Source organism: Chitinophaga sp. 01L420 (genome assembly GCF_056399985.1).
In genome coordinates this window covers 45,593-60,819 of the sequence record NZ_JBFTSK010000001.1, presented here as the reverse complement: position 1 = coordinate 60,819, position 15,227 = coordinate 45,593, and the positions used below count along the sequence as shown (strand labels likewise).

Here is a 15,227-nt window from a genome sequence, read left to right as displayed (position 1 = left end):
GTATAGGCCCAAACATCCGCCGGAAGTGCTTCGAACCACTTCCGGTTTTTGTTTGGCTTTTACTGGTTGATGGTTGATTGTTACTTACTCATGTAATTGGTAATTGACTAATTGAAAATGGTTGGTTGATGATGATTTAAACAGACTGCGATGTTCACTTATGAGCAGCCGTTACTGTAATTTGCTTATCCTTTAATTTAAATTTTACGTTGCCGGTTGCTTGTAATATCTCCAGAAGCTGGGATATGTATTGTTGGCGGGAGATCCCACCGGTGAGGGTGATACCGGTAAGATCACCTTCATAGCGAATGTCTACATCATACCACCTGGCTACCTGTCGCATGATGGAATAGATATCTGTTTCGTCAAATAAAAATTTACCGTCTTTCCACGCTATGGTGGCGGCTATATTGGCATTGTTTATTTTAAACTGTGTGGAACCGGCATCCAGTATGGCTTCCTGGCCGGGCGCAATAGTCACCTGGTTATCCCCGTTGCTTACTTTCACGGCTCCTGTTACCAGTGTGGTGCTGATTTTTTTCTCTTCTGTATATGCCATAATATTAAAAGAGGTGCCGAGTACGGCTACTTTTATATGATTGATGGCAACGGTAAATGGCATCTCCGGCTGTGGTGCTATTTCAAAGTATGCTTCACCGGTAAGGTCTACCGTTCTTTCATGGCCTGCAAATACTGTTGGAAAGCGCAGGGAGGAGGCGGCATTCAGCCATACCCGCGAACCATCCGGCAGTATTACCTGGAATTGGCCGCCACGTGGGGTGGTAATGGTATTATACTGTACTTCACTGGTGGTGCCGGCGACGTGGTAAGACAAGAGTCCACTGTCTATTTTAATGACCTGTGAAGCGCCCTGTTGGCCTAATACACCGTTTTCTGCATTGTTCAGTACAATCTGTTGTCCGCTGCCCAGTGTTAGGATTGCTTTATTGCCTCCTGGCTGAATAGCACTGTAAACGGGCGTTTTGGCTGGTTTGAACAGGAACCAGCATAGCAGCAGGGCAGCGAGCAGTGAGGCCGCAGCACTGTAACGGAACCACAGGTGGCGGTATAAAGGCGTGGACGGGTGTGTTTGTTCAGCTATCGTGATCTGTTCATTTATCTTTTTTAATAGTGCTGCATTATAGGGTTCCGTCACGTTTTGCTGTACCAGGAGATCGCCGTATTCTACTAATATCTGTTGATACGTAGATTCACTAAGGGTTTGCAGCCATTCGCGCAGCGAGGCTCTTTCTTCCGGTGTACTGTTACCGGCGGCAATTTTCTGTAATAATTCCTGGTATTGGTTCATCACGATGTTATATACACGTTGGGAAAAAGGCAAAGGGGACGGTAGCCGAAAAAAAATTATCTAACTAATGAAATGCAGAGCAGCAGGGCAAAAATGATATCTCCATGTTTGCGCATATAGTCTTTTATAAATTTACTTGCAAGATGTAGTTGTTTTTTGACTACTGCCACGGAGAGGTCCAGTTGTGCGGCTATTTCGGCCCAGGAAAGGTCTTGCTGGGTGCTGAGTTCAAAGATGAGTCTTCTTCTTTCCGGTAAAAGGGCGATGGCCTGTTGGGCAATCTGCTGGTATTCCCGGTATTTGAGTTCATCTTCCAGATGGTAATCCGGGGTGTCTGAAGGGAGGGCGGCATCCTGTTGTTTTCTCTTTTTTTCACTGCGGAAAATGTCAATGAGACGGTTGCGGGCCATGCGGTACAGGTAGTATTCAAAGGCCTGCAAACCCACGAAGGTTTCTCTTTTAAGCCATATTTTCACAAAGATATCTTGTGTTATTTCGTCTGCAATAATAGCCGTATCCCCCGTAAATGGCAGCAGGTAGCGAAGTAGTTTCGGTTGATAATATTTATACAGCGCAGTATATGCATCGCGGTCGCCCGCTGCGAGGCGCTGTAATTGCAATACCTCGTCAATCATGGCGTGAATATACTTTTTTTGGCTAAAGTTTTCAACTTAGACCTGCCACGACAGTATGTTCGCAGTAAATACTATGGATATGTTAATTGATGCCCGGAAATTGCAAAATCCCCTCAAAATCCCCGCTAAATCCCCAAATTTATTCCTACTTTTACAGGCCTTGCCCGGGGAGCTGTAAAACTGACACCTTGACAGTTCACTGTTACAAGCACAATATTTGAGTAATCTGGATGCCGTCTATCCAACTGACTAAGCCCGCAACGCAGCCTAAGTGCCACAGGCCGGGAAAGCAGGAAATATCAACTGATGATCAACTCAGCCTGGATGGGGTTAGGTTACAATAAATAGAAATCGTAATTCGTAATTAAACATTTAACATGTTAGGTTTTTTATCAAAGCTATTTGGAGGGAATAAATCAGAAAGGGATATCAAATCCATCTCTCCAGTGGTGCAGCAGATTAATGAGGAGTACGAAAAACTGCAATCCCTGCCTATTGATGAGCTGCGTCGTAAAACGCAGGACTTCCGCGCACGCATCGCTGAACATCTCGCCGTTATTGATAAAGAAATAGCGGAAAAGCAGACTGCTGCAGAAGAAGAGGAAGATGTAACCGCAAAAGACACGATTTATCAGGAAATAGATATTCTCAAAAAAGACCGCGACAAGCAACTGGAAGTAATACTGAAAGAATTGCTGCCCGCGGCTTTTGCTGTTGTAAAGGAAACTGCCCGCCGCTTTACCAATAATACGACACTGGAAGTAACTGCTACCGATCTGGATCGTCAACTGGCCCTGAAAGGGGATTATGTGAGCATTCAGGGAGATAAGGCGATTTGGCAAAACAGCTGGAATGCAGCTGGTAGCCGCGTTACCTGGAACATGGTACACTACGATGTACAGCTGATTGGTGGTACCGTACTGCATCAGGGTAAGATTGCGGAAATGGCAACAGGTGAAGGTAAAACACTCGTGTCTACCCTGCCTGCTTACCTCAACGCACTGGCTGGCCAGGGTGTTCATATCGTAACAGTGAATGATTACCTGGCTCGTCGTGACTCTGAGTGGAATGGTCCCCTCTTCGAATTCCTGGATATTACAGTAGACTGTATCGATAAACACCAGCCTAATACACCCGACCGCCGTAATGCTTACCTGGCGGATATCACCTATGGTACCAACAACGAATTCGGTTTTGACTACCTCCGTGATAACATGGTACACAACCCGGACGAAATGGTGCAGCGTAAGCATCACTATGCGATGGTGGATGAGGTGGATAGCGTACTGGTGGATGATGCCCGTACCCCGCTGATCATTTCCGGTCCTATCCCACGTGGAGAAGAACAGGAATTCCATGCATTGAAACCACGTATCGAATACCTGGTGGAAATGCAGAAAAAAGCGGTGAATCAATACCTGCAGGAAGCTAAAAAGCTGATTGCCGAAGGTAAAGATGATCCTAAAACCGGTGGATTGGCCCTGATGCGCGCCTGGAGAGGCTTGCCAAAGAGCAGTGCACTGATCAAATATCTCAGCGAAGCAGGTAACAGGGTATTATTACAGAAAGCTGAAAACTACTACCTGGCAGATCAGCAACGCGAAATGCCAAAAGTAGATGAAGGCCTGTTCTTTGTGATCGAAGAAAAGCAAAACAGTGTAGACCTCACCGATAAAGGTATTCACCTGATCACACAAGGTGGAGAAGATGCAAACTTCTTTATTCTGCCAGATGTGGGTTCTGAATTGGCAGAAATTGAAAAACTGTCAGTTACACCAGAAGAGAAATTGCAGCAGAAAGATGTATTACTGCAGGACTTTGCCTCCAAGTCAGATCGTATCCACTCCGTTCAGCAATTATTAAAAGCCTACACTTTATTTGATAAAGATGTAGAGTACGTAGTAATGGACGAAAAAGTGAAGATCGTAGATGAGCAAACCGGTCGTATCCTTGATGGACGCCGTTACTCTGATGGCTTGCACCAGGCGATTGAAGCCAAAGAAAATGTGAAAGTGGAAGCTGCCACCCAAACATTTGCTACCATCACACTGCAGAACTTCTTCCGTATGTATCACAAGCTGGCCGGTATGACCGGTACTGCCTCTACGGAAGCTGGTGAACTCTGGGAAATCTACAAACTGGATGTGGTAACCATTCCCACCAACCTCCCGATCACCCGTATCGATGCGGAAGATCTGGTATACAAAACCAAAAGAGATAAATACAAAGCAGTTATCGAAGAAATCAAAACACTGCAGGCAAAAGGACGCCCGGTACTGGTAGGTACTACCTCCGTGGAAGTATCCGAATTGCTGAGCAAGATGTTGACCTTCGATAAAGTAGCACATAATGTACTGAACGCGAAACAACATGCCCGTGAAGCACAAATCGTTGCGGAAGCAGGTTTGCCGGGAGCCATTACCATTGCTACCAACATGGCAGGTCGTGGTACGGATATCAAACTCGGACCCGGCGTAAAAGAAGCAGGTGGTCTGGCAATTATCGGTACAGAAAGGCATGAAAGCCGTCGTGTAGACAGACAGTTACGTGGTCGTGCCGGTCGTCAGGGTGATCCGGGAACTTCACAGTTCTTCGTTTCCCTGGAAGATGACCTGATGCGTATGTTCGGTTCAGAACGTATTGCCGGTCTGATGGACCGCATGGGCTACAAAGAAGGAGAAGTGATCCAGCATAGCATGATCACCCGCTCCATTGAAAGAGCACAGAAGAAAGTAGAAGAAAATAACTTCGGTATCCGTAAGCGTTTGCTGGAATATGATGATGTGATGAACAAGCAACGTACCGTGATCTACGCAAAACGTAATCACGCCCTGTTTGGCGAACGTCTGGCAATAGATATCGACAACGCATTCTATGATGTAGCGGAAAACATGGTAACCACCCACAAAGGAAGTGGTGACTATGAAGCGTTCAAAATGGATGCTATCATGAACTTCTCTATCGATACAGCTATTACCAGGGAGGAACTGAACAGAACAGATATTCCTAATCTGTCTTCCAAACTGTATCACGAAGGAAAAGATAACTATACACGCAAAGTAAATGAACTGATCAGCAATACCCTGCCGGTGATTGAACGCATTCACCAGGAGCAGGGGCACCAGATCGAAAATATCTCTATTCCGTTTACAGACGGCAAAAAAGGTATCAACGTAATGGCTAACCTGCAGAAAGTAGTGGAAACCAAGGGGCATGAAACCATGAACGCCCTGGAACGCAGCATTACACTGGCGCTGATAGATGAATCCTGGAAAGAGCACCTGCGTGCGATGGATGACCTGAAACAATCCGTACAGAGTGCAGTATACGAACAGAAAGATCCATTACTGATCTATAAATTCGAAGCATTCAACCTGTTCAAGGAAATGGATGGTGAAACCAGCCGCGATATCGTTTCCTTCCTGTCTAAATGCGGTATCCCCGTAAATAACCACGCAGAGGAAACTGCACCTGAAATCAGGGAAGCAGTAGAAGAAAAAACGGATATGAGCCGTATGCGTGCTTCTCATGAAGACCTGGTAGATCACAACGGCCATCAGGCTGGCGCACCTGATTTCCAGACTGCTGAAGAAGTGAAAACGGAGCCAATCCGTCACCAGGGACCACAAATTGGTCGTAACGACCTTTGCCCTTGTGGTAGCGGTAAGAAGTACAAACAATGCCATGGCAAGAACGCGTGATGGGAATTAGGAATTACGAATTAGGAATTACGAATTACGGAGTTGCGGGGAGACTGGTGAGGATGATGTAAACGTAGATTTTATATTTTTCAATGGGTCGCAGATTTAACATTTTAAAATGTTGAATTGCGGCCCATTTTTATTTGTTAACCGGTTGTTTCTATGAAGAAGAATATAATTCTTGATAAGAGTTATTTATTTAGCCTTCGGATAGTGAGGATGTTCCAATATCTTACTAAGAATGGAGTTGAAAGGGCTTTATTACTTCAGGTATTACGATCAGGAACCTCGATTGGAGCTAATATAGAAGAAGCTATCGGAGCTTCATCTCCTAAAGATTTCATCAATAAATTAAGCATATCCTATAAAGAAGCACGAGAGACAAGGTACTGGCTTAGACTACTAAAAGATACGCAACTACTGGAGCCTTCACCGGCTACATCATTATTAGCAGATTGCAACGAACTGCTTCGCATTATCGGATCAATACAAAAAAAAATGAAAGACAAAGAAAAAACCTAAAGATCCAGTCGAATTCCCCTGAAGTCCGCTTAAATCTCCCCACAACTCCGTAATTCGTAATTCGTAATTCCTAATTCTTTACTTTTGTTCTATGGATATCAATAAGTACATAGACCATACTATATTAAAACCTACTACTACGCTGGAAGACATCAAACAGCTGTGTATGCAATGTGTGGAGTATGATTTTGCGGCTGCCTGTGTGCCGCCGTTATACGTAAAGCTGGCCAAACAATTCCTGGGTGCTACCAACACCAAAGTAGCTACTGTAATAGGATTTCCTTTCGGTTATTCCGCTATTGAAGCGAAAGTAGCAGAAACGGTGCTGGCCATTGTAGATGGTGCAGATGAACTGGACCTGGTGATCAACATTTCAGCGATCAAAAACAATGACTGGGAATACCTGGAAAAAGAGATCGCCAATATCATGTACATCATCCGGGAAAAGAAAAAAGTGATCAAGATCATCATTGAAAGTGGCATATTATTGGAAGAAGAGATCGTTAAATGTTGCCAGCTGTATGCAAAGTACGGGGTTGATTTCATGAAAACATCTACCGGCTATGCAGAAAGAGGGGCTACAGTAGAAGCGGTAAGGCTGATGAGAGCTAATTTACCTGCCAACATACAGATAAAAGCTTCGGGTGGTATTCGTACCTTTGTTTTTGCCCAGGAGCTGATAGAAGCCGGAGCTACCCGCATAGGAGCCAGTGCCAGTGTGAGCATCGTGAAGGAAAGCAAGGACGCTGCGGCGCAATAAATAATTATTCATAGTTAATTATACAGTATTCATGCAAAAGTTATTCATCCTGGTTTGCTGTCTGTTGGGAAGTAGTTGGGCCATGGCACAAGACAATGCAACAGCAACCAACGGAAATGTGAGGGTGGTAAAAGATAGTCGTGTGGATGTGCTGATTAAAAAACAGATCTACATTAACACCCTGGCCATCCGTAACCAGTCTGGTTTCCGGGTGCAGGTAATTTCCACCAACAAACGTGGCGATGCCAATGAAGCCAAAGCAAAAGTGATGCAACTCTTTGGTGACTATCGTACCTATCTCGATTACCAGGCCCCCTATTTTAAAGTGCGCGTAGGCGATTTTAAAAGTCGTGAAGAAGCCGCCGAATTACGGGACAAATTATCTGACCTGTTTTCAGGAGGCGTATTTGTAGTACCAGCCATTATTAACGTGTCACCGGATAAAGAACTATCGAATGAAGAACCGTATTAAAGAGCTGGCAAAGGCGTATGCTCCTGAGTTTACCGCTGTCAGGAGGCATTTGCATTCCCATCCGGAACTATCCTTTCAGGAATTTGAAACGACTGCTTTTATACAGCAGCAACTCACCGCTTTTGGTGTTCCTTTCCAGGCAGGCATTGCCGGCACCGGCATCGTTGCACTGATTGAAGGGAAAAATCCAGCCTCCAAAATAATTGCCCTGCGTGCTGATATGGACGCCCTGCCAATTACAGAAGTCAATGATGTGCCCTATAAATCTACCAATGTGGGCGTGATGCACGCCTGCGGACATGATGTACACACCTCCTGTGTATTAGGTGCTACTAAAATATTGAATGAATTAAAAGATCAGTTTGAAGGCACTATCAAAGTACTGTTTCAGCCGGGAGAAGAAAAACATCCCGGAGGCGCCAGTATTATGATTGAGGAAGGCGCACTCGAAAACCCACGTCCGGACGCTATCCTGGGCATGCATGTGCATCCTACCCTGGAAGCCGGTAAGCTGGGGTTCCGTGAAGGAAAGTACATGGCCAGTGCCGATGAAATATATATTACCATTAAAGGTAAAGGCGGCCATGCGGCGCAGCCACATCTTACTGTAGATACTATCCTGGTAGCATCTCAGCTGGTCGTAAGTTTACAGCAGATCATCTCCCGTAACAACAATCCCTTCTCTCCTTCTGTATTATCGATCTGTGCTTTCAACGGCGGATTTACGACCAACGTCATTCCGAGTGAAGTAAAGCTGATGGGTACCTTCAGGGCAATGGATGAAACCTGGCGCTTTAAAGCACATGAACTGATCCGTAAACAGGCGGTAGGTATTGCAGAAGCTATGGGTGCTGAAATAGATATTGAAATACTGGTAGGTTATCCTACGTTATATAACAATGAAGAAGTGACTAAGAAGGCCCGCCACTTCGCTACTGAATACCTCGGCGCGGACGATGTAGGTGATACAGAAATCAGAATGGGGGCAGAAGATTTTGCTTTCTATTCACAAGTGGTACCTGCCTGCTTTTTCAGACTGGGTACTGGTAATGTTGCCCGGGGAATTACTTCCGGCGTACATACCCCTACTTTTGATGTAGATGAACATGCGATAGAAATAGGAATGGGTACCATGGCCTATTTAGCTACGCAGTTTTAATGATAAATGAAAAGTCCCGATGAAAATCGGGACTTTTTTTTATCTCTTTTAATAAAGAAGACCGGTTAAAAAACAAGCCCGTTTATATATCGATAGAAATTATTGCTAAAAATGTGTAGTCGTTATTGTTAGTTAATCTGTTTAATACAACTGATGGCCTTACCGTAGATGTTTAATTCCCGTAAACTATCTACCCTGATATCTGCCACTTTGTATTCGATATCTTCAAACCGGAGTGCACCACTTTTCCCCATCGTTATTTTTACACTATCCAGCGTATTGTCACTGGACAGAGAAAAGTCGTTCGCCAGTTCACCTGCATAAGTCAATGACTTGAAATGATTATTCGACAGGAATGCACCGGCATTAGGACCTGATTTAATTGTCAGATTCGGTATGGTGAAGTCTCTTATCGATACATTGCAGTAACTGTTATTGATGATTTTCAGTGATGGACAGGTAAGCAAGATATCATTTGGCTGATCCATGCGGATAAATAAGGTATCGCCTGATTGTCTGATTGTTACATTGCTATGATGATTCAATGTGTATGTATCTCCCCTGCTGATATTTACGTTGTTGATGCCCTGTGTGTAGGTCACCTGTCCATTTTTTGTATCCTCCTGATGGGTTTCGGTGGTGGACAGATCTGCCTGACCATTCGTGAGCACCAATACACTGAACGGCTGAAGGTTCTCTGATTTTTGTTTGGGATCAGGTGCAGGTTGGTGACTGTATTGTTCTTCGTTGGTAACCGCTTTGCTATAGTTCACCCTTAGCAGGGTGGCAGCAAACAACATCAAAAACACGAGTACACCAGTGAAACCGATCAATAATTTTTTACTCGTTTTCATATTAGTTGAAATTAGATTTTTTGAATTTCTCAAAATGAGGTTTCAGTTCATCGAGGCCCAGATCCAGTAAGTACAAGCTGCGAAAGAAGCTGGGCAATTCATTGCTGATGAATGTTTCTTTTTTGAATTGCCTGATTTTCTTTACGGCATCTGCACTGATGAAGTAGCCGATTCCTCTTTTATTGAAAATGATTTCCTGCTGCTGTAATAGCTCGCAGGTACGCATTACGGTATTGGGGTTTACTTCCAGCAATACTGCCAATTCCCTTACGGAAGGAATGCGTTCATCCGGTTGCCATTTATTAAGCAATATCTGTTCGCAGATATAATCCGCGATCTGTACGTATATAGCTTGGGTTTCTTTGAATTCCATCTCACAAAAGTTTTAAATTTCTTGATCCTTCAACCGGAAATAAGCCATGGTCCAAAACACAGGTGCTAGTATAAATCTTATGGTAAAGAGGTATACATCCAGCAACCAGCGGGGAATGAGGTAAGTGGTGGTGTGCCAGGATGTTGGCCCGCCTTCCAGTTTATTCACCATTACAAATGGCATGGCTCTTTTCCAGAATTCTCCTTCCAGCCCGAATAATAAGGTAATCACTATACAGTTGATCAAATACAGACCAAAGAGGAAAATGAATACACTGAATACTGTTTTGAGGAAACTATATTTATGAAAATAGGTAGCGCCGAGTAAGAAGATGGATTGTAACACAAAGTAGCCATAGTAGATATACTTTTTTTCATCCGGGTCGCTAATGAATTTATAGTTTCTTTCTATCTGTTGTCCGGTGATAGAGAATTGTACATTTTCAATGATCCTGAAACTGAGGTAACAACTGAGATGATAAAACAGAAAATAACCAATGGTGCTGATCAGGAACAGCGTAAAGAATTTTTCGAATTGGGACGCCGGTAACATTAAGTAGTCTACCCCTTTTTCTTTGTTGGCCAGTTCATTGAACGAGCGGCTGGTAAAGAGGAGTCCACCTAAGAACAAACCAGCATAATAGAAAGGCATTAAATCACTTAAATGCTCAAACCTGTGGTGCGAAAGTATCGATAGCACGCCTATTGCTGTTGATAATACGAATATGGCGATGGCTCCCATCCAGTAAAGACGCAGGTGATCTGTGGCATGTTTCTGCAGGTAGAACTGCATGCGCCGGAGGTTGAAAACGTTATTTGCTTGCATGGGTAATAATTAGTTGAATATTTCCTGGATAGGTTTGTGATTAGTGAGTATAGCGTTGAACAACAGCTCCATATCTATTTTACTGTGTTCGTTACCGGCATTTTTGGTAATGATGGTATGGCCACGGAGATTACTGTCGGCGAACAATACACCGGTGGTTTCTTCCATGCGACTCACTGTTTTGAAACTCAGTTTATCCGTTACCGTTTGCACATCTTCCCGGAAAATGATTTTGTGACCATCTATAATAACGATGCTGTCTATCAGGTTATCCAGGTCGCGCACCTGGTGCGTGGAGATGACAATACATTTATCTTCACTCACGGCTGCTGCAATCACCTTACGGAACTGGCTTTTGGACGGGATATCCAGCCCATTGGTAGGTTCGTCCATGATCAGTACTTTGGTGTTGGTGGCGAGGGCAAAACTGATCAGCACTTTTTTCTTTTGTCCGTAAGACATTTCCGTCAGTTTCTGATCGCGTGGGATTTCAAACTCTTTCAGGTACCTGAAAAACGCTGCTTCATCGAAGTTGGGATAGAAAGGGGCGTAGGTATTCACATACTTTTTAACGCTCACTTTAGGCAGATAGAATTCTTCCGGCACCAGGAATATTTCCCGCAGGAAGGCGGGTTGTCTTTTGGCAGAAGCGAAGCCCATTACTTCACAGGTGCCGCTGTCGGGGAATAACAGCCCGGCCATTTGTTTCAGGAGGGTAGACTTGCCCGCACCGTTTTTTCCCAGCAAACCATAGATGTGGCCTGCTTCCAGGCGTAGTTGCAGGTTTTCGAACAGGGGCTTGTTTTTCCGATAGCTGAATGTCAGGGATTGGATGTTAATCATATCATGTGGTTTAGTGTACTACTTAACTAGTACACTATAAAGATAATGGGATTTTTAATATTTCAAAAGATTTTTTTGGGAGAGAAAAAAAAAGGAGGGCACAAAAAAGAGGAAGTCTGTATAAGACTTCCTCTTTTATAACTTATATAGCAGGTAGTTATACTTACAGTTCAGGGTACAGGGTAAACTGTTTCATGAACGTATTTACTTCGCCTCTTACGCTGGTGATGAGTGCTTCGTTATCAGCATCCATCAGCAGTTGATCGATCCAGTCAACGATCTGGCCCATATGGCCTTCGTTCATACCACGGGTAGTGATAGCTGGAACGCCTATGCGGATACCGGAGGTAACAAAGGCAGATTTATCGTCAAATGGTACCATGTTTTTATTAACAGTGATATCCGCTTTTACGAGTGTTTGTTCTGCTTTTTTACCGGAGATATTTTTATTGCGCAGGTCAATCAGCATCAGGTGATTATCGGTACCGCCGGAAATGATTTCATAGCCTTTGCCAACGAAGCTTTTCGCCATTGACTGGGAATTCTTCAGCATCTGGTTAGCGTATACGGTATAATCGTCAGACAGGATTTCGAAGAAGGAAACTGCTTTAGCGGCAATAACGTGTTCGAGTGGACCGCCCTGGATACCTGGGAATACAGATGTATCAATGAGGGAGCTCATCATGCGGGTTTCGCCTTTTGGTGTTTTCAGACCAAATGGATTTTCGAAATCAGCGCCCATCATGATCATACCGCCACGTGGACCACGCAGTGTTTTGTGGGTGGTAGTAGTAACGAAATGGCAATGTGCAAACGGAGAGTTCAGTAATCCTTTGGCGATCAGACCTGCAGGGTGTGCAATATCAGCCATTACAAAGGCGCCTACCTGGTCAGCTATTTCGCGGATACGTTTGTAATCCCAGTCACGGCTGTAAGCAGATGCACCGCAAACAATCAGTTTTGGTTTTTCGCGGTTCGCGATTTCTTCCATTTTATCATATTCTACCAGGCCGGTTTCTTTGTTAACACCGTAGAAATGAGGCTGGTAAAGCTTGCCGGAGTAGTTTACAGCAGAACCATGGGTCAGGTGACCACCCATGCTCAGATCCAGTCCCAGGATTTTATCACCAGGTTGGAGTATTGCCAGCATTACAGCAGCATTGGCCTGTGCACCAGAGTGAGGTTGTACGTTCACATAGGCGGCACCAAATATTTGTTTAGCTCTGTCTATGGCCAGTTGTTCGCTTTGGTCTACAATTTCGCAGCCTGCATAATATCTTTTGCCAGGATAACCTTCGGCATATTTATTCGTCATCACTTGTCCCATCGCCTGCATTACCTGGTAGCTGGTAAAGTTTTCAGATGCGATCAACTCAATGCCATGGCGCTGACGCTCCAATTCCTGGCCAATTAAATCAAATATTTGCTGGTCTCTTTGCATGTTGCCTTAAATTTGGTGCAAAAATAAATTAAAGCGGGATCAATTGCAAGCGGAAAGCATAATGCATAAAGTAAAAAGCCAGGGTAAGGAAGATTGCAGCGGTGTAGCAGTCGTATTATATCCTTCTGTCTCCGCAACAATAGCTTTATGCTTTCCGCTTTCGGCTTTTTTGTCCTATTTTCGCGGCATTCGAGCAGCAATAGCTATCATCCTAACTACAACAAGTAATGAAGGCAATAATACCAGTGGCAGGGGCAGGCACCAAGCTTCGTCCACACACATATACACAGCCTAAAGCATTAATACCTTTAGCCGGCAGAACCATTCTTAGTATCATTATTGATCAGCTGGTGGATGCAGGTATCAACGAATTTGTATTTGTGGTAGGTTACCTGGGCGAAAAAATCCAGCACTATGTGGAGAAGAAGTATCCACAACTTACCTGTCACTTTGTACAACAAAACAGTCGCGAAGGTACCGGCCATGCCTTATCCCTGACCCGCGACATCGTAGGTACCGATGAAATACTGATCGTACTGGGAGATACCATTTGTGAATGTGATTTCAAAGAAGTCATCGACTCTCCTTATTCTATGCTGGGCCTGAAGAAAGTAGATGACCCGCGTAATTTTGGCGTAGCAGAACTGGATGAAACAGGCAAAATTACCCGCGTAGTGGAAAAACCTCAGATCCCTAAGTCTAACCTCGCACTGGTAGGACTCTACAAGATCAAAGAAACGCAACAACTCTATGATTGCCTGCAAAGCAACATTGACAATAAAATAAAATCACATGATGAGTTCCAGCTCACAGATGCGCTGGAATGCATGATTGAACATGGCGTACAGTTTAATGGCTTTAAAGTATCCAACTGGTTTGATTGTGGTCGTAAAGACACCCTGCTGGAAACAAATGCCATTCTGCTGAAGAAATATAAGCTCGCCAATAACCCCGTATTACCGTATGAAAATACGATCATCATTCCACCGGTAAGCATAGGGGAAGGATGTAATATCAAGAACGCTATTATTGGCCCTAATGTAGCCATAGGAGATAATACCGTGATCAATTACTCTATCGTAAAAGATTCCATCATCGGCTCTTTCAGTAACCTGTATGAAGTGGTGTTGAAATCTTCGCTCATCGGCAGCGATGCCAATATCCGCGGATTGAGTCAGAGCCTGAACATTGGTGACAATACGGAAATAGATCTGGGGTAGAAAGAATTACGAATTAGGAATTACGAATTACGGATTTGTGGGTAGATCAATAATTGGCGGTCTATCTACAAATCCGTAATTCGTAATTCCTAATTCGTAATTCTTTCTATATTCGCTTCTATGAACAACCGTATCACTTCCTTATTCAATATTCAATATCCTGTTATCCAGGCTGGTATGATCTGGGCAAGTGGCTGGCGTTTAGCCAGCGCTGTTAGTAACGCCGGTGGCCTCGGGCTGATAGGCGCCGGCAGTATGTATCCCGATGTATTGCGGTTGCATATACAGCAATGCAAACAGGCTACAAATAAGCCTTTCGGCGTAAATATACCTTTGCTATATCCTGATATAGATCAGCTGATAAATATTATCCTGGAAGAAGGGGTACAAATTGTATTCACTTCTGCCGGAAATCCAAAAACATGGACACCGGTACTGAAAGCTGCCGGTGTAAAAGTAGTACACGTAGTATCCAGTGCAGCCTTTGCCCTGAAAAGCGAGGCTGCCGGCGTAGATGCAATAGTAGCAGAAGGCTTTGAAGCCGGCGGCCATAACGGTCGTGAAGAAACAACTACCATGGTATTGATTCCGGCAGTATGCGAACAGGTACAAATACCTGTGATAGCAGCGGGTGGCATCGGTTCAGGAAAAGCCATGGCGGCAGCTTTTGCACTCGGTGCCTCCGGTGTACAGATAGGCAGCCGTTTTGTAGCGACCCCCGAAGCATCTTCCCATATAAATTTTAAACAAGCGGTGGTCAACGCAAAAGAAGGTGATACCATGCTCAGTTTAAAGAAACTCACCCCGGTACGTTTGATCAAAAACAATTTCTATCAGGCAATCAAAGAAGCCGAAGACAACGGGGCAGATGTAAATGCACTGAAAGCACTGCTGGGGCGGGCACGGGCCAAAACCGGTATGTTTGAAGGTAACCTCGAAGAAGGGGAACTGGAAATAGGCCAGGTGAGTGCACTGATACATGAGATAAAACCCGCGGCCCTTGTGCTGGAAGAAATATGGACAGAGTTCCAAGCAACAATAAAGCTGTTAGCTATTAGCTTTTAGCTGTTAGCAAAATGCAGCGGAGATTTTAGAGGAAGGAATACCAGTTGC

The 15,227-nt window shown here is 44.3% G+C and carries 14 protein-coding genes; 7 read left to right on the top strand and 7 right to left on the bottom strand.

The features are described 5' to 3' along the window. Nucleotides 1-154: 154 nt before the first annotated feature. A complete protein-coding gene (locus AC1DP6_RS00310; RefSeq protein WP_477053092.1) occupies nt 155-1,309 on the bottom strand; it encodes a FecR family protein in 1,155 nt (384 codons plus the stop codon). Between the two features lie 56 nt (nt 1,310-1,365). Next, nucleotides 1,366-1,944 carry an RNA polymerase sigma factor gene (locus AC1DP6_RS00305; RefSeq protein WP_477053091.1) on the bottom strand — a complete coding sequence of 193 codons (579 nt, stop codon included), beginning with the start codon at nt 1,942-1,944 and terminating at the stop codon, nt 1,366-1,368. Between the two features lie 377 nt (nt 1,945-2,321). On the opposite strand from AC1DP6_RS00305, the gene secA reads away from it, so the two are divergent. From secA to AC1DP6_RS00280, 5 genes are all read left to right on the top strand, one after another. Beyond that, entirely contained in the window at nt 2,322-5,645 is a 3,324-nt protein-coding gene (gene secA / locus AC1DP6_RS00300) for a preprotein translocase subunit SecA (protein ID WP_477053090.1), read from the top strand. 162 nt (nt 5,646-5,807) lie between these two features. Continuing rightward, nucleotides 5,808-6,167: a four helix bundle protein gene (locus tag AC1DP6_RS00295; protein ID WP_477053089.1), complete on the top strand. Its 360-nt coding sequence runs from the start codon at nt 5,808-5,810 to the stop codon at nt 6,165-6,167. Nucleotides 6,168-6,258: 91 nt separating this feature from the next. Continuing rightward, nucleotides 6,259-6,927, top strand: coding sequence for a deoxyribose-phosphate aldolase (gene deoC, locus AC1DP6_RS00290; RefSeq protein WP_477053088.1), 669 nt, complete (start codon nt 6,259-6,261; stop codon nt 6,925-6,927). Between the two features lie 31 nt (nt 6,928-6,958). Then, nucleotides 6,959-7,399: an SPOR domain-containing protein gene (locus AC1DP6_RS00285; protein ID WP_441573309.1), complete on the top strand. Its 441-nt coding sequence runs from the start codon at nt 6,959-6,961 to the stop codon at nt 7,397-7,399. Continuing rightward, nucleotides 7,383-8,558: a M20 metallopeptidase family protein gene (locus AC1DP6_RS00280; protein WP_477053087.1), complete on the top strand. Its 1,176-nt coding sequence runs from the start codon at nt 7,383-7,385 to the stop codon at nt 8,556-8,558. The genes AC1DP6_RS00285 and AC1DP6_RS00280 overlap by 17 nt, the downstream gene beginning before the upstream one ends. A 128-nt stretch (nt 8,559-8,686) precedes the next feature. On the opposite strand, the gene AC1DP6_RS00275 is transcribed toward AC1DP6_RS00280, so the two are convergent. The 5 genes from AC1DP6_RS00275 to AC1DP6_RS00255 form a co-directional block, all read right to left on the bottom strand. Beyond that, nucleotides 8,687-9,412, bottom strand: coding sequence for a hypothetical protein (locus AC1DP6_RS00275; protein WP_477053086.1), 726 nt, complete (start codon nt 9,410-9,412; stop codon nt 8,687-8,689). Between the two features lies 1 nt (nt 9,413). Next, a complete protein-coding gene (locus AC1DP6_RS00270; protein WP_441573312.1) occupies nt 9,414-9,785 on the bottom strand; it encodes a GntR family transcriptional regulator in 372 nt (123 codons plus the stop codon). 12 nt (nt 9,786-9,797) lie between these two features. Continuing rightward, nucleotides 9,798-10,610 carry a hypothetical protein gene (locus AC1DP6_RS00265; protein WP_477053085.1) on the bottom strand — a complete coding sequence of 271 codons (813 nt, stop codon included), beginning with the start codon at nt 10,608-10,610 and terminating at the stop codon, nt 9,798-9,800. A gap of 9 nt (nt 10,611-10,619) precedes the next feature. Further along, complete coding sequence (locus AC1DP6_RS00260) at nt 10,620-11,453, bottom strand: ABC transporter ATP-binding protein (protein WP_477023292.1); 834 nt, start codon at nt 11,451-11,453, stop codon at nt 10,620-10,622. A gap of 163 nt (nt 11,454-11,616) precedes the next feature. Beyond that, nucleotides 11,617-12,894, bottom strand: a complete 1,278-nt coding sequence (locus tag AC1DP6_RS00255; protein ID WP_477053084.1) for a serine hydroxymethyltransferase — start codon at nt 12,892-12,894, stop codon at nt 11,617-11,619. 227 nt (nt 12,895-13,121) lie between these two features. Between AC1DP6_RS00255 and AC1DP6_RS00250 the strand changes: the two genes are divergently transcribed. Together AC1DP6_RS00250 and AC1DP6_RS00245 are read left to right on the top strand one after the other, a co-directional pair. Continuing rightward, nucleotides 13,122-14,114, top strand: a complete 993-nt coding sequence (locus AC1DP6_RS00250; RefSeq protein WP_441573316.1) for a sugar phosphate nucleotidyltransferase — start codon at nt 13,122-13,124, stop codon at nt 14,112-14,114. A 120-nt stretch (nt 14,115-14,234) separates the two neighbouring features. Next, entirely contained in the window at nt 14,235-15,179 is a 945-nt protein-coding gene (locus AC1DP6_RS00245; protein ID WP_477053083.1) for an NAD(P)H-dependent flavin oxidoreductase, read from the top strand. Nucleotides 15,180-15,227: the final 48 nt, after the last annotated feature.